16 protein-coding genes and 1 tRNA gene are annotated in these 15,483 nt (G+C 61.6%); 2 read left to right on the top strand and 15 right to left on the bottom strand.

Features of this window, described 5'->3' with window-relative positions:
* Positions 1-6: 6 nt before the first annotated feature.
* Complete coding sequence (locus tag AWB70_RS05080; protein ID WP_143281613.1) at positions 7-492, bottom strand: hypothetical protein; 486 nt, start codon at positions 490-492, stop codon at positions 7-9.
* Between the two features lie 570 nt (positions 493-1,062).
* Here AWB70_RS05080 and AWB70_RS05075 point away from each other — a divergent pair.
* Positions 1,063-1,317 (top strand): hypothetical protein, encoded by a 255-nt coding sequence (locus AWB70_RS05075; RefSeq protein ID WP_053567890.1) that lies wholly within the window; start codon positions 1,063-1,065, stop codon positions 1,315-1,317.
* A gap of 109 nt (positions 1,318-1,426) precedes the next feature.
* Positions 1,427-1,783 carry a hypothetical protein gene (locus AWB70_RS38195; protein ID WP_143281612.1) on the top strand — a complete coding sequence of 119 codons (357 nt, stop codon included), beginning with the start codon at positions 1,427-1,429 and terminating at the stop codon, positions 1,781-1,783.
* A 106-nt stretch (positions 1,784-1,889) separates the two neighbouring features.
* On the opposite strand, the gene AWB70_RS05065 is transcribed toward AWB70_RS38195, so the two are convergent.
* The 14 genes from AWB70_RS05065 to AWB70_RS04995 all read right to left on the bottom strand — a co-directional run bounded on the left by AWB70_RS05065 (position 1,890) and on the right by AWB70_RS04995 (position 15,472).
* Entirely contained in the window at positions 1,890-2,270 is a 381-nt protein-coding gene (locus AWB70_RS05065; RefSeq protein ID WP_014191072.1) for a MerR family transcriptional regulator, read from the bottom strand.
* Positions 2,271-2,361: 91 nt separating this feature from the next.
* A complete protein-coding gene (locus AWB70_RS05060) occupies positions 2,362-2,766 on the bottom strand; it encodes an integration host factor subunit alpha (protein WP_014191071.1) in 405 nt (134 codons plus the stop codon).
* 62 nt (positions 2,767-2,828) lie between these two features.
* The gene (gene pheT, locus AWB70_RS05055; RefSeq protein WP_053567889.1) at positions 2,829-5,261 is read right to left on the bottom strand and encodes a phenylalanine--tRNA ligase subunit beta; all 2,433 of its coding nucleotides are present in this window, start codon (positions 5,259-5,261) and stop codon (positions 2,829-2,831) included.
* An 84-nt stretch (positions 5,262-5,345) separates the two neighbouring features.
* Complete coding sequence (gene pheS / locus AWB70_RS05050; protein WP_053567888.1) at positions 5,346-6,359, bottom strand: phenylalanine--tRNA ligase subunit alpha; 1,014 nt, start codon at positions 6,357-6,359, stop codon at positions 5,346-5,348.
* 202 nt (positions 6,360-6,561) lie between these two features.
* Positions 6,562-6,921, bottom strand: a complete 360-nt coding sequence (gene rplT / locus AWB70_RS05045; RefSeq protein ID WP_008350196.1) for a 50S ribosomal protein L20 — start codon at positions 6,919-6,921, stop codon at positions 6,562-6,564.
* 25 nt (positions 6,922-6,946) lie between these two features.
* Positions 6,947-7,144 carry a 50S ribosomal protein L35 gene (gene rpmI / locus AWB70_RS05040; RefSeq protein WP_004191477.1) on the bottom strand — a complete coding sequence of 66 codons (198 nt, stop codon included), beginning with the start codon at positions 7,142-7,144 and terminating at the stop codon, positions 6,947-6,949.
* Positions 7,145-7,374: 230 nt separating this feature from the next.
* Positions 7,375-7,902 carry a translation initiation factor IF-3 gene (infC, locus tag AWB70_RS05035; RefSeq protein WP_074168877.1) on the bottom strand — a complete coding sequence of 176 codons (528 nt, stop codon included), beginning with the start codon at positions 7,900-7,902 and terminating at the stop codon, positions 7,375-7,377.
* Between the two features lie 47 nt (positions 7,903-7,949).
* Positions 7,950-9,857, bottom strand: a complete 1,908-nt coding sequence (gene thrS / locus AWB70_RS05030; RefSeq protein WP_053567887.1) for a threonine--tRNA ligase — start codon at positions 9,855-9,857, stop codon at positions 7,950-7,952.
* Between the two features lie 295 nt (positions 9,858-10,152).
* Positions 10,153-10,229 (bottom strand) — tRNA-Val (locus AWB70_RS05020).
* Positions 10,230-10,325: 96 nt separating this feature from the next.
* Positions 10,326-12,548, bottom strand: a complete 2,223-nt coding sequence (locus AWB70_RS05015) for a RelA/SpoT family protein (RefSeq protein WP_053567886.1) — start codon at positions 12,546-12,548, stop codon at positions 10,326-10,328.
* A 24-nt stretch (positions 12,549-12,572) separates the two neighbouring features.
* Positions 12,573-12,926, bottom strand: coding sequence for a RidA family protein (locus AWB70_RS05010; protein WP_053567885.1), 354 nt, complete (start codon positions 12,924-12,926; stop codon positions 12,573-12,575).
* Between the two features lie 63 nt (positions 12,927-12,989).
* Positions 12,990-13,910: an alpha/beta fold hydrolase gene (locus AWB70_RS05005; protein WP_053567884.1), complete on the bottom strand. Its 921-nt coding sequence runs from the start codon at positions 13,908-13,910 to the stop codon at positions 12,990-12,992.
* Between the two features lie 213 nt (positions 13,911-14,123).
* Complete coding sequence (locus AWB70_RS05000) at positions 14,124-14,765, bottom strand: CoA transferase subunit B (RefSeq protein ID WP_053567883.1); 642 nt, start codon at positions 14,763-14,765, stop codon at positions 14,124-14,126.
* Positions 14,766-14,767: 2 nt separating this feature from the next.
* Positions 14,768-15,472, bottom strand: a complete 705-nt coding sequence (locus AWB70_RS04995; RefSeq protein WP_014191061.1) for a CoA transferase subunit A — start codon at positions 15,470-15,472, stop codon at positions 14,768-14,770.
* Positions 15,473-15,483: the final 11 nt, after the last annotated feature.

The following is a 15,483-nucleotide window of genomic DNA, read 5'->3' as shown; positions in this document are numbered from 1 at the left end:
CTGCGACTACCGCGGCAGAGAGGCGATGTACGCATTCATTGCGTCGATCGCCCGGATCGAATTCTCGAGCAGCTCGTGATAACTACGTCGTATGTTGGAAACCTCGGCAAGCTCACGCTTCGATCGGGGCGCTGGCAGGTTTGTCAACTTCACCAGCATCTGCTCTCGAGCATATAGAAAGGTCGCCAACTCCCGATACGCGGGCTGCAACACGAGATCGTCGTGGTCTCTGTCTAGGGATTTAAGCAAGTCTTCCACACGAACAAGAACGTCCTTCATCTGCGCAGTCGCAATCTTCCACCCCTCCGGCGTCGGATGCAGAAGGTAGGTATCTAAGCTTCCGACCACGAATGTCTGCTTGCTTGCCACCAAGAGTTGAGACCGTCGCGCCAAGTCTTGCATTCGTTCCCGCAGTTGGGATCTTCTTGCCTCGTCGAACGTTGCAAATATCGTGTTCGCTGAGGTCCGGAACGCGACTGCGAGACGCTCCATTGCTGCCCCAGCGGCGCCAACTGCCTCGGCTGTCTGCTGTAGGACATTCAGTCGCGCCGCCTCCGACGGCCGATCAGTTGACGGGCTAGCGCCCCCCGGGGCGCTAGCATTAACAGTGGTGCCCCCCGCAGCTACTGATAATGCGCTGACCGACAGAAGAAGGACGGCAATCGCCGCAACGCTGTTGGATCTCATCATTTGCCTCCTCGCCAAACGGCCGATGCTTCGAAACGTAGTAGAAAAGTCGAGATCCGGCCGCCAAGAAAACCCTTAGCTTGACCGCTCGCTTCTTCCTCGCCAAGCATCAGATGCTGCCTAATACTGAAACGAGGATCTAGGCTGGATAAGGGTTTCAAGCCGATTAATCTTTGAGCATTTGTTAGGCATGGTATTATCGCCGCCTTTAATACAGAGCCTTTGCGGCGAGTGAATTCCCGCATGGGGTGCAGGTGGTCGGAGGTTCAAATCCTCTCGCCCCGACCAGAAATCAAAGGCTCTCCGGCTTATGCCGGAGGGCCTTTTTTCTTTGGCCCGTCGAGGCCGTCGTATCGAACATGGCGAGCAAAAACAATGGCGTATAACAAGCTCAACAACCCGCGCGCGTTTCCCGGCAACAGCAACTACGGCATGTCGTTGCGAGACTACTTCGCGGGACAGGCGCTTGCCGGCGACGTGGCCGACGAAGCCCTGCCGAGCGATGCATCGTCCGCGCTGCTGGAAGAACGCGCCCAACTCTATTACCGTCTGGCCGACGCCATGCTCAAGGTGCGCGCCGAGGACGAAGCCGTCACGAAGACGACCGCATTGATGGGCATGACCATCTAGCGCATACGCTGCGGCGAGCCGTTTTGATCATACTTGAAAGCCAAAAAAACACTTGTGTGTCAGTTATTTAAGGCCTACTCTTAAGGTGACACGTAAGGAACGGCGCCCCATGCCTTTGTCTGTTTCAGCGCTGGCGCAACTGCCGCGCATTCGATCTGACCGAACCTCTTCCGCGTTGCGCGCCGAGGTGGCGAGGTGGTTCCATCCGGCAAGCCGTGCGCGTGTTTCCCGTTTCGGGCGCATCTATCCAGGCGGTAGCCGCTACGTCTGCGTGAGCGCGCCGAAATCAGGCGGTCTATTCGCGCTTTACTTCTTCCACCACGGCGCCGGCGACTGGCGCATCTATCCGCCCTGGGGCATCGGACCAAGCATCGTCTACTGGTCGATCAACATCGCGATGCCGGAGCGCCAGTCTCAGGCGGCAGTTGGTCAGCAGAAGCGCATTCGCTCCGCCATCGAGTCTTGAGGGCAATCGGCAAGCGCCGCACGCATCACGCGTATCGTCCGGACGAAAAAATGCCGCGACGAATCGCGGCATTGCAGAGTGTATTCAGGGTTAAGGCGGAAGGCGTTCATCCGCCCAGCAAATCGATCACCTGAAGAATGTCCTTGCGCAACTGATCGACATCGACGGCCGGTTGCGCTTGCGTCGCAGCCTGCGCTTCCATCATCTCGGTTTCATCGCCGTTTGCGCGCCCTTGCGAATCGAGGCGATTGCGCGCGCCGTTGATCGTGAAGCCTTGTTCATACAACAACTCGCGAATGCGCCGGATCAGCAACACCTCGTGGTGCTGATAGTAACGGCGATTGCCGCGCCGCTTGACCGGCCTTAGTTGCGTGAACTCCTGCTCCCAATAGCGCAACACGTGAGGCTTGACGCCGCACAACTCGCTGACTTCGCCAATCGTGAAGTAACGCTTGGCGGGGATCGGAGGCAAGACGACTTTTTCCATCGTCGATCAACCATCGTTATAAGTGATGTCGATTGAAGCGCGGTGGGCAAAAAGAGCGTGGCGCGCGGATGGCCCGCGCGCCGAAGCGAGATCAGCGAGTGAGATCCGTCTCCGCTCCCGTTTCGACCAGCGCCTTCAGCTTCTGACTTGCATGAAACGTGACGACTCGCCGCGCGGCGATAGGAATGGCCTCGCCCGTCTTCGGATTGCGGCCCGGACGTTGAGGCTTGTCGCGCAACTGGAAATTGCCGAACCCGGACAGCTTGACGCTCTCGCCGCTCTCCAGCGCATCGCGGATGACTTCGAAGAAGGCTTCGACCATATCCTTGGCTTCGCGCTTGTTCAGACCGACCTGGTCGAACAGCATCTCGGCCAGCTCGGCTTTCGTGAGCGTGGGCGTGTCGCCGGGCGCGCTCGAGGTCTGGGTATCTCGGGTCATGGCGCTACGCTGCGCCGAAAGAAGGGCTTCGAAATCACTCGAGTTCATTTGGTTCATATCGGTAAAACGGCGCTTGCCACGTTTGAGACTTGGGCGTTGACGGAGGGGCCAACTGCAGGCTATCCGCGCAACCGCGCGCCGTGTACTCGAGCCAGGCGATCCACCAGCGTTTTAATGGCCGTATCGACCGTTTCGTCCTGAAGCGTGCCGCCAGTATCTTGCAACGTTACACGGAAGGCAAGACTTTTCTCGTGCGCTCCCAAGCCACCGGAAGTATTTGATTTTGGACGAAATTCATCGAAAAGCGCAACCCTCGTGACGTGCCTGCAAGCGGTCTCCGAGCGAGCGTTTTCGAGCTCGTCGATGAGCGCCTGAACGGGTACGTGTTGATCCACGACAATCGCGATATCGCGTCGCACAGGCGGAAATTTCGACACTTCCGAGGGCGCCGGCAGCGCGCGATCCATCAGCGCATCGGCGTCGATTTCGAAGAGGATCGGCGCATGCGACAGGTCGTATTTTTGCAGCCAGCGCGGATGCAACTCGCCGATCCAGCCGACCGCGCGCCCCGCCACTTCGATACGTGCGCTGCGACCCGGATGCAGCGCCGGATGCTCGGCCGTCACGAAGCGCGGCACGACCGGCGCGAAGAGCGCTTCGACGTCGCCCTTCACATCGAAGAAGTCGACGTTGCGCGACGCCGCGCCCCACTGCTCCTCGATCACCGGACCATATGCGAGGCCGCCGATCATCTTCGGCTGTGCGAAGCCTTCGACCGCCAGTTCGCCCGCCTTCACGGACGCGTCGCGATGGAACACGCGCCCCGCCTCGAACACGCGAATGCGCTCGGCGCGGCGGTTCAGGTTGTGGCGCAGCACTTCGATCAGGCTGCCGAACGTCGTCGTGCGCATGACCGAAAGCTGGCTCGCGATCGGGTTGAGCAGCTTGATCGGGTTATCGTTGCCGGCGAAGTCCTTCTCCCATTCGGCATCGACGAAACTGAAGTTGACCGTCTCCGAATAATCGCGCGCGGCGACCGCATGCCGCAGCGTGTGGATCGAACGCTTCGTTTCGTTCGTGATGCGCATTTCGCTGCGCGCGACCGGCGGACGCGCCGGGATCTTCTCGAAGCCGTAGATGCGCGCGACTTCCTCGATCAGGTCTTCCTCGATCTCGATATCGAAGCGATACGGCGGCGGCGTGACTTTGAACGACTCGCCGTCGCGCTCGAAGGCGAGGTTCAGGCGCGTGAAAATCTGCGCGATCTCTTCCGCGCCGATCTCCACGCCGATGATGCGATGCGCGCGCGACACGCGCATCGTGACCGGGTTGCGCTCGGGCACGTTGACGATCTGATCGTCGACGGGACCGGCTTCGCCGCCACAGATATTGAGAATCAGGCGCGAGATGCGCTCGATATGCTCGACGGTCGTCGAATAATCGACGCCGCGCTCGAAGCGATGCGCGGCATCGGTCGAGAAGTTGTACTTGCGCGCGCGCCCGCGGATCGAGTCCGGCCACCAGAACGCGGCTTCGAGATAGATGTTGGTCGTGTCGAGCGTGACGGCCGTGCTGTCCCCGCCCATGATGCCCGCGAGGCTTTCGAGATGATGGTCGTCCGCGATCACGCCGACCGTTTCATCGACTTCGATGGTATTGCCGTTCAGCAGCTTGAGCGATTCGCCCTTCTTGCCCCAGCGCACTTCCATCGCGCCGTGAATCTTGTCGAGATCGAACACGTGCGACGGACGGCCGAGTTCGAGCATCACGTAATTGGAGATATCGACGAGCGCGGAAATGCTGCGCTGGCCCGCGCGCTCCAGACGCTCGACCATCCATTGCGGCGACTTTGCGTGCGCGTTCACGCCGCGGATCACGCGGCCCGAGAAGCGGCCGCACAGATCCGGCGCGAGCACCTTCACGGGCAGCGTTTCGTCGAGCTTCGTTTCGACGGCAGGCATGTCGAGCGGCTTGAGCGGCGCACCGGTGATCGCGGCGGTCTCGCGCGCGACGCCGAACACCGACAGGCAATCCGCCTTGTTCGGCGTGAGCTTGATCTCGAACACGGTGTCGTCGAGATTGAGCGCCTCGCGAATGTCCTGGCCGACCTTCGCATCGGCCGGCAGGATCAGCAAGCCGCTGTGATCTTCGGACAACTTCAGTTCGCGCGCCGAGCACAGCATGCCCTGGCTATCGACGCCGCGCAGCTTGGTCGGCTTGATCGCGAACGGCGGGCCACCCGCTTCGGCCGGGGGCAGTTCCGCGCCGATGAGCGCGACCGGCACCTTGATGCCCGGCGACACATTCGGCGCGCCGCACACGATGTTCAACGTTTCGCCCGTGCCGGCATCGACCTGACAGACATTGAGCTTGTCGGCGTTCGGATGCTTCGCCACTTCGAGCACCTGCCCGACGACGATCTTCGTGGTCGGCGGCGCGACCGGACGCAGGTCTTCGACTTCGAGACCGGCCATCGTCAGTGCATGCGCGAGTTCGTCGGTGGAGAGCTTCGGATCGACGAAACTGCGGAGCCAGGATTCTGGGAATTGCATGTGTGTCTACGTTCGAAATGTTTGGAGTCTCTCGTCCGGCTTCGTGCATTGCCTCGAAACCGGACGCCGCGGGCTAAGCGCGTCTTACGCGAACTGGCGCAGGAAGCGCAGGTCGTTCTCGAAAAACAGACGCAAGTCCTGCACGCCATAGCGCAGCATCGTCAGACGCTCGAGGCCGCTGCCGAACGCAAAGCCGATGTAGCGCTCCGGATCGAGGCCCATGTTGCGGATGACGGTCGGATGCACCTGACCGGAACCGGAAATCTCCAGCCATTTGCCCGCGTTCTTGCCGTGCTCGAACATCATGTCGATTTCGGCCGACGGCTCCGTGAACGGGAAATACGACGGACGGAAGCGCACGAGAATGTCGTCGCGCTCGAAGAACTTCTTGAGGAAATCGGTATAGACGCCCTTCAGATCGGCGAAGCTGATGTTCTCTTCGATCCACAAGCCTTCGACCTGATTGAACATCGGCGAGTGCGTGGCGTCGCTGTCGACACGATACGTGCGGCCGGGCACGATCACCTTGATCGGCGGCTTGTTCATGCGCGCGTAGCGCACCTGCATCGGGCTCGTGTGCGTGCGAAGCAGCAGCGGCCGGCCATCGGCGTCATTGGCGTCGACGTAAAAGGTATCCTGCATCGAGCGCGCCGGATGGTTCTCCGGGCTGTTCAACGCGGTGAAGTTGTACCAGTCGGTTTCGATTTCGGGACCGTCGGCCACGTCGAAGCCGATCGTGCCGAAAATCTGCTCGACGCGTTCCCACGTGCGCATCACCGGGTGCAGCGTGCCGGAGCCCGCGCCGCGTCCGGGCAGCGTGACGTCGATGGCTTCGGCCGCGAGACGCTGGTTCAGGAGCGCATCGGCAAGCGCCTGACGGCGCGCGTTGAGCGCCCCCTCGACCTGCTGCTTCGCCTGATTGATGCGTGCGCCTTCGGTCTTCTTCGCTTCCGGATCGAGCTTGCCCAGGCCCTTCAGCAACTCGGTCAGCGCGCCGGACTTGCCGAGAAACCGCGCCTTTTCGTTTTCGAGCGTGGTGGTATCGGCGGCGTGTTCAAAGGCGCTTTTCGCGTCGGCGACAATCTGGTCCAGATCCATTGATCCCATCTTTTCGAAGTTCTGACTAAGTTCGGTTTTGGGCGTGGCCTGCCTGATGACGACAAACACTCTATTCACAAGCCATGCGCAAAACCGTCCGACCAACAAAAACGGGGCTCGGTGAGAGCCCCGTTTTCTGCCTTGCCGCCGCCTTCAACAACTTGGCGGCGAAGAGGCGAACCACGCAGTACTAATTTCGCAATTAGGCTGCAACGGCGGCTTTCACCTGCTTCACGATCGCAGCAAAAGCAGCCTTGTCGAACACAGCCATGTCAGCCAGCACCTTACGGTCGAGTTCGATCGACGCCTTCTTCAGGCCGTTGATGAACACGCTGTAGGTCATGTCGTGCTGACGCACCGCCGCATTGATACGCGTGATCCACAGTGCGCGGAACACACGCTTCTTGTTGCGGCGATCGCGGTAGGCGTACTGGCCTGCGCGCATGACCGCCTGCTTGGCGATGCGATAGACGTTATTGCGACGGCCACGGTAACCCTTGGCCAGACGGATGATCTTCTTGTGACGGGCCCGTGCGGTAACCCCACGTTTTACTCGAGGCATGTTGCTCTCCTTAAGTTAGATGAGGTTAGGCGAACGGCAGCATTGCGCGGACGGAGTTCAGATCGGAATCATGAACGGCCGTGGCGCCACGCAGATGGCGTTTGTTCTTGGTGGTTTTCTTGGTAAGAATGTGGCGCTTGAACGCTTGACCGCGCTTGACGGTACCGCCCGGACGCACCACGAAGCGCTTTGCAGCACTCTTCTTGGTCTTCATCTTCGGCATGAAACAACTCCAGTTTATTAGATGGTCATGGGTGTGCGGCTGATCTTCCCGTGCTGGCCAGATCCCTACCCGCCCTTCGAAACCCACGCTCCACTTGTTTGCGTTCGGCTCAGTGAAGAACCGCCGCATTTCATGAGCGGCGCCGCGTGAGCACGCCACTCTGAAACCTTCAGACAATGCCGCGCCAGCCGTCTTGCGACGGCGCGCGATCCATCGTCTCACTGCCTGCGTTACTTACCCTTCTTCTTCGGGGCAAGCACCATGATCATCTGGCGCCCTTCCATCTTCGGCATTTGCTCGACCTGGCCGTATTCGTCCAGATCCGTCTTCAGACGTTCGAGCATGCGCATGCCGATTTCCTGGTGCGCCATTTCGCGACCGCGGAAACGCAACGTGATTTTCGTCTTGTCGCCGTCTTCGAGGAAGCGTGTGAGGTTGCGCAGCTTGACGTTGTAATCACCGTCATCCGTGCCGGGGCGGAATTTGACCTCCTTCACCTGCACGATCTTCTGCTTCAACTTCGCTTCGTGCTGCTTCTTCGCTTCCGAATACTTGAACTTGCCGTAATCCATCAAACGGCAGACAGGCGGCGAAGCCTGCGGCGCGATCTCGACGAGATCCACGTCGAGCTGTTCCGATTGGCGGAAAGCCTCGGCCAGTTTCACGATTCCGAGCGGCTCGTTGTCCACCCCGACCAAGCGCACTTCGGGTGCAGTAATCTCACCGTTGATGCGATGTGACGACTTATCAGTAGCGATGTTACGTTTCCTCTAAAAATTAAAAAACAAGCCGCGCTGCGAGTGACTTACCTGAACGCCCGCACTTCCTGCTGCAGGCGCTCCAGAAATGCGTCGACCGGCATGACGCCGAGATCGACACCGCCACGAGCACGCACGGCTACGGTTTGCGCATCACGCTCTTTGTCCCCGACGACCAGCAAATAGGGCACCTTTTGCAGCGTGTGCTCCCGTATTTTATAGCTAATCTTCTCATTGCGCAAATCGGACTCCACTCTAAGCCCTTGTTTTTGCAACGATTGGGCCAGATTTCCAGCATAATCCGCCTGACTTTCAGCAATATTCAGCACAACGGCCTGGATCGGCGCGAGCCACGGCGGCATCGCACCGGCGTGGTGCTCGATCAGAATGCCGAGGAAACGCTCCATCGAACCGACGATCGCGCGGTGGAGCATCACCGGACGGCGGCGGCTGTTGTCTTCCGCGACATATTCCGCGCCGAGGCGCTCCGGCAGCACCATGTCGAGCTGCAGCGTGCCGCACTGCCACGAGCGGCCGAGTGCATCCTTGATGTGGTATTCGATCTTCGGACCGTAGAACGCGCCCTCGCCGGCGAGCTCTTCCCACTGCAGACCGCAGGCGGTGAGCGCCTCGCGCAGACCCTGCTCCGCGCGATCCCAGGTTTCATCGGTGCCGGCGCGCTGCTCGGGGCGCAGCGACAGCTTGATGTCGATGTGATCGAACCCGAAATCCTTGTACACGCTCATCGCCAGCGTATTGAACGCGATCGATTCCGCGATGAACTGATCTTCGGTGCAGAAGATGTGCGCATCGTCCTGGACGAAACCGCGCACGCGCATCAGGCCGTGCAGCGCGCCCGACGGCTCGTTGCGGTGGCACGACCCGAACTCCGCGTAGCGCAGCGGCAGATCGCGGTACGAACGCAGACCGTGATTGAACACCTGGACGTGGCCCGGGCAGTTCATCGGCTTGATCGCGTAATCGCGTTTTTCCGACTCGGTCGTGAACATGTTTTCACGATAGTTCTGCCAGTGACCCGACGCTTCCCACAGCGAACGGTCCATGATCATCGGGGTCTTGATCTCGAGATACCCGGCCTCGTTCACGCGGCGGCGCATGTATTGCTCGACTTGCTGCCACAGCGACCAGCCCTTCGGATGCCAGAACACCATGCCCGGCGCTTCGTCCTGAAGGTGGAACAGGTCGAGCTGCTTCCCGAGCTTGCGGTGATCGCGCTTCTCGGCTTCTTCGAGCATATGCAGGTACGCGTCCTGGTCTTCCTTTTTGGTCCAGGCGGTGCCGTAAATGCGCTGAAGCTGCTCGTTCTTCGAATCGCCGCGCCAGTATGCGCCCGCGACTTTCATCAGCTTGAAGACTTTCAGCTTGCCGGTGGACGGGACGTGCGGCCCGCGGCACAAGTCGATGAAATTGCCGTGCGAGTACAGACGAATCTCGTCGCTCTCGGGAATCGACGAAATGATTTCCGCCTTGTACGCCTCGCCGATGCTCTTGAAGTACTCGACGGCCTCGTCCCGCGACACCACGCGGCGCGACACCGGCTCGTTCTTCTGCGCGAGTTCCTGCATTCGCTTCTCGATTTTCTCGAGATCTTCGGGCGTGAAGGGACGGCTGTACGAGAAATCGTAGTAGAAGCCGTTATCGATGACCGGCCCGATGGTCACTTGCGCCTCGGGGAACAGATCCTTCACGGCATAGGCGAGCAAGTGCGCGGTCGAATGGCGCACGACATCGACGCCTTCCGGGTCTTTGTCCGTGACGATGGCGAGCGACGAATCCTTGTCGATCAGAAACGACGTGTCGACGAGTTCACCGTTGAGCTTGCCGGCGAGCGCCGCCTTGGCAAGGCCCGCGCCGATCGATGCCGCGACTTCCGCGACCGTCACCGGGTGGTCGTATTGTCGGACCGACCCATCAGGCAAACGTACCGAAACCATATCGTTCTCCAAGACGCCGGCGCACGCCAGGCGATTTCGATTAAGCATTGCCGCGCGATCTTCGTTTCCAGAATCGCAAGGCAAAAAAAATGCGGCCCCGCTATCGAGGGGCCGCATTCACTTTTCACACATACCGCGAAACAAATTGGCAGAAGGCGAATTAGGTCCTCGACTAGCGTCGCTCCGAAGTTGTTTCGGTCAACGTTCGACGTGCCATGTTTTTTCGCCTTTTGCGCTGAGCGCTTCTTGCGGTTTGAAACCCCGCGAACCGAAGTCCGCTGAATTTCGTTTTCGTTGGTAGGCTCGATTGGACTCGAACCAACGACCCCCACCATGTCAAGGTGGTGCTCTAACCAGCTGAGCTACGAGCCTGAAAGAAGTGAGATTATATGGAGCGTTTCAGATCTTGGCAAGTGCTTATCTTCAGGAAAATCGAAAATATTCGCCGATCCGTTCAACGCCGCCGGATTACGCGCGCCGCGATGCGCGAATCACGCCCTGCACTTCGCCAAGCAGCGTGCAGGCGCGCTGAATCTGCGCGGCGTTCGACACTTCCACGGTGAACTGCATATACGCGATGTTCCTGCGGCTCTGGCTTTTCACGCCGATCACATTGATCTTCTCGCGCGCGAACACTTCGGAGATATCGCGCAGCAAGCCCTGCCGATCCGCCGATTCCACCGCGAGATCCACCGGATATACGGACGATCCACGCCCGTTCATCACATCCGCGGACCACGTGGTGTGCAGCACGCGCTCCGGCGAGCGTTGCGCCATGCGCTTGAACGTCTCGCAATCCGTGCGGTGCACGGACATGCCTTTGCCGCGCGTGACGAAACCGGCGATTGCGTCGGGCGGCGCGGGACGGCAGCAGCGCGCAAGTTGCGTGAGCAGCGCATCGACACCGACGACGAGCACGCCCGTCGATGCACCGTGCGCGACGCTCTGCCCGCTGCTGCGCTTTTCGAACTGCTCGGGCGCTTCCGGCTCCGGCTCGGGCGGCGGCGTGTCGGAGAGCGCGTGCTCGATGTTGCGGAGGCTGAATTCGTCCTTCGCAACAGCCGCGTAAAGCTCTTCGGGCGTCTTGAAGCCGAGTTTCGCCGCGAGTTGCTCGAGGCTAACCGAGGTCTTGCCTTCGCGCTGCAAGGTTTTTTCAACGATGGTCCGCCCCGCCGCGATGTTCTCGGCCGCGTCGGCCGCGAGGAACCACGAGCGCACCTTCTGCCGCGCCCGCGCGCTGTGCAGATAGCCGAGTTGCGGATTAAGCCAGTCGCGCGACGGCCCGCCCTCCTTCACCGCGACGATCTCGACCGTCTGCCCGTTATGCAGTGGCGTGTTGAGCGGCACCATCGCGCCGTCGACGCGCGCGCCGCGGCAGCGATGCCCGAGCTCGCTATGCAGGTGATACGCGAAATCGATGGCCGTCGCGCCGTGCGGCAGCGCGATCACGCGGGCCTGCGGCGTGAGCACGTAAATGTGGTCGTCGTCGAGCGTGGCGTCGCGCAGGTGCTGCCAGCCCGGCTGATCGCCTTCGACATCGTCCTTCCACGCGAGAAGCTGGCGCAGCCAGGCAATCTTCTCGTCGTATTTCTCGCTCGCCGTCACCTGGCCCGCGTAGCCGCGCGTGCCCGCTTCCTTGTAGCGCCAGTGCGCGGCCACGCCGTATTCGGCGAACTGATGCATCTCGTACGTGCGGATCTGAACCTCGAACGCGCGCCCGTCGTCGCCGATCACGACTGTATGCAGCGACTTGTAGCCGTTGGGCTTCGGACGCGAGATGTAGTCGTCGAACTCGCGCGGCACCGGCTGCCACAGGTTGTGCACGATGCCGAGCACGGTGTAGCAGTCCTTGATGTCGCCGACGATGACGCGAAACGCGCGCACGTCGTTCAGCTCGGAGAAGTCGAGATGCTTGCCGCGCATCTTCTTCCAGATGCTGTAGATATGCTTCGGCCGTCCGCTCACGTCCGCCCTGATGTGGGCGGTGTCGAGCTCCTTTTGCAGGCGCGCGATCGCCTCGGTCACATAGCTTTCGCGTTCGACACGCTTCTCGTCGAGCAGCTTCGCGATGCGCTTGTACGTGACCGGATCTTCGAAGCGGAACGACAGATCCTCCAATTCCCACTTGAGCTGCCAGATTCCCAGCCGGTTCGCGAGCGGCGCATAGATTTCGAGCGTCTCGCGCGGCACGTCCGGAGACGGATCGATCTTGTGCGCGGCGTGATAACGCAAGCTCTGCACCCGCGATGCAAGCCGGATCAGTACGACGCGAATGTCCTGCGCGAACGCGAGCAGCATCTTGCGCAGCGCTTCCACCTGCGCGCGGCGCGCGGCCTGCGCATCGCGCGTGTTCTCGGGCAGGTCCGCGAGCGTGGCGCGCGAACTGACCGAGCCCAACCGCAAGAGCTTTCTCACATCGCCGACGAGCCGCTGCACTTCCGGGCCGAAGCGCTCGGCGATGACCTTGTCCGGGTCGTCGAGATGCGGCGCGAGCACGAAGAGCGCCGCCGCCGCGACCGCGTGCGCGTCGACGTTGAGCGTCTGCACGATGCGCGCGGTGCCCACCGCATGATCGGCGAGCAGTTCGCCCGTCGAGACGCGCGCGTCCCCGGCGTGCTCGCGCACGAACGCGAGCGCGTCGTCGATGGACGGCTCGGGCAGGGTTTCGGCGGGGGCGGCGGTCTCGGTCATGCGATTGCAACCACTACGGCAAAATCAGCCGCGCTGCGCGGCGATTACGCAGATTTCGATGAGGCACGCCGGATTGGCGAGCTTCGACTCGACCGTGGCGCGCGGCGGCGTGTTGCCTTCCGCGACCCACGCATCCCAGACGGCGTTCATGCCGGAGAAATGCACCATGTCGGCGATATAGATCTGCACGTTCAGCAAATGCGACTTGTCGCTATTCGCTTCTTCGAGCAAGCGGTCGATATGACCGAGCACTTCGCGCGTCTGACCGGTGATGTCCTGATCCGTGTCCTCGGCGATCTGGCCGGCGAGGTACACCGTGCCATTGTGGATCGCGGTCTCGGAGAGGCGCGGGCCGACGTGATGACGAATGACTGCCATTGTGTGTTCCTGATCGATGAAAGATGAAAAAACCGGCATGAGCGACGCACGCTCAGCCCAATATTATGCCCCGCTGCCGCCATCGCCGAGGAAGAACCCCCTGGCGACGGCGATCTGACCGGCGACGAGAAACGCCGGCGCATGTCCCGCGCCCGGAATTTCGACGCTGCTCACGGCCTGGCCCCGCTCGACCATCTGCGCGACCGTCTCGCGCGACAGCAAGTCCGACGTCTCGCCGCGCACGACGAGCACCGGCGTTCTGATCGACGCCAGCGACTGCCACAGGAACGCCTCGCCGGCCGCGTTCTGCTCCTCGGTCGCCGCCCCGAAAGGCGCCGCGATGCCCGGGTCGTAGCGAAAGCCCCATGCGCCATCGCGCTCGTGCAGGAGCGGCGTGTTGATGCTCGTCCATTCCTCGTCGGTCAGCGGCCCGAACGACGCCGCGAGCGCCGCCGCATGCCGCACGCCTTCGTCGAGCGACGCGAAGCGCGTGGGCTTGCCAAGATAGTCGCCGATGCGCGCCAGCGCGATCGGCTCGATATGCGGCCCGACATCGTTGAGCAGCATCTTCCTGATCGGCGTATTGGGCAGACCGCCGAGCGCCATGCCGATGAGGCCGCCCATCGACGTGCCGAACCAGTCCACCGTCTCCACGTTCAGGCGCGCGATCAGCGTGACCATGTCGGCGACATACTGCGCCACGCCGTAATAACGCGGATCGGCAAGCCAGTCGGACAGGCCGCGCCCGACGACGTCCGGACACACCACGCGATAGTCGTGCGCGAACGCCTGCGCGAGCTTGTCGAAGTCGCGCCCCGAGCGCGTCAGTCCGTGCACGCAGAGCAGCACGCGCGGATTGCCCGGATCGCCCCATTCCGTATAGGCGATACGATGCAGCCCCGCGGGGCTCGCGCATTGCACGAAGCGCTGGCGCGGCTCGCAAAGATCGGAATGCACGGGTTCGACGACGATCGGTGTGGTCATGGAAAATATCCTCGTGGAAGAGTCCAAACGATTGTAAAGCGCCTTTCGTCTCATCGAGCGAGCGCTGGCCGAACGGACGAGCCCCAACGGACGCCCCCTCGTCACATGCGGCCAATGGCGCCAAAAGCAAAACGGGCGAAGCCCTGAAAGCCTCGCCCGCCTGGAACCTACCGCCTGGTACCGCCCGCATGCCGCCCAAATGGCGGCGCGATGTCACTTCACGCTCGTGACATCGAGCGGCGCGCCCGTCTTCTTCTGGATTTCCTCGACCGTCACGCCGTCCGCCAGTTCGACCAGCTTCAGGCCGTTGTCGGTGACGTCGATCACGCCGAGATCCGTGATGATGCGATCCACGACGCCCACGCCCGTCAGCGGCAGCGAGCATTCTTCGAGGATCTTGTGCTGGTCGCCCTTCGCGACGTGCTCCATCAGCACGACCACCTTCTTCACGCCGGCGACGAGGTCCATCGCGCCGCCCATGCCCTTGATCATTTTGCCGGGAATCATCCAGTTCGCGAGATCGCCCTTCTTGCTGATCTGCATCGCACCGAGGATCGCCAGGTTGATGTGGCCGCCGCGGATCATCGCGAACGAATCCGCCGACGAGAAAATCGACGAGCCCGGCAATGTGGTCACGGTCTGCTTGCCCGCATTGATGAGATCGGCGTCGACTTCTTCCTCATACGGCGACGGCCCGATGCCGAGCAGGCCGTTTTCCGACTGGAGCCACACTTCCATGCCGTCCGGCACGTGATTGGCGACGAGCGTAGGCAGCCCGATGCCGAGGTTCACGTAGAAGCCGTCCTGCAGTTCCTTCGCCGCGCGCGCGGCCATCTGGTCACGAGTCCAAGCCATGATTACTCTCCTTTCGCGCGGACGATGCGTTGTTCGATGCGCTTTTCCGGATGCGCATTCAGGACGAGGCGCTGCACGAAGATGCCGGGCGTGTGGATATGGTCCGGATCCAGCTCGCCGACCTCGACGATTTCTTCCACTTCGGCGACGGTGATCTTGCCCGCCATCGCGCACATCGGGTTGAAGTTGCGCGCCGTGCGGCGATAGATCAGGTTGCCGGATTTGTCGGCCTTCCATGCCTTCACGAGACCGACATCCGCAGTGAGCGAATGCTCGAGCACATAATGGTTCTCGCCGAACTGGCGCGTTTCCTTGCCTTCGGCGATCACGGTGCCGAAACCGGTATTCGTGAAGAACGCCGGAATGCCCGAGCCGCCCGCGCGCAGCTTTTCGGCGAGCGTGCCCTGCGGCGTGAATTCGAGTTCGAGTTCGCCGGCGAGATATTGCCGCTCGAACTCCTTGTTTTCGCCGACGTAGGACGAAATCATCTTCTTGATCTGGCGCGTCTCCAGAAGGAGACCGAGGCCGAAGCCGTCGACGCCCGCGTTATTGCTGATGCAGGTGATGTCTTTCACGCCCGTGTCGCGCAGCGCGGCGATGAGCGCCTCGGGAATGCCGCACAGCCCGAAACCGCCGACGGCGAACGTCTGCCCGTCCTTGACGATGCCCTCTAGCGCAGCCTTCGCGCTCGGATAGACCTTGTTCATCTGAGTGTCCC

The organism is Caballeronia cordobensis (assembly GCF_001544575.2).
Classification (GTDB): Bacteria; Pseudomonadota; Gammaproteobacteria; order Burkholderiales; family Burkholderiaceae; genus Caballeronia; species Caballeronia cordobensis.
Note: the sequence above shows the minus strand (reverse complement) of the source record. Positions and strands in the feature narration are given on the sequence as shown.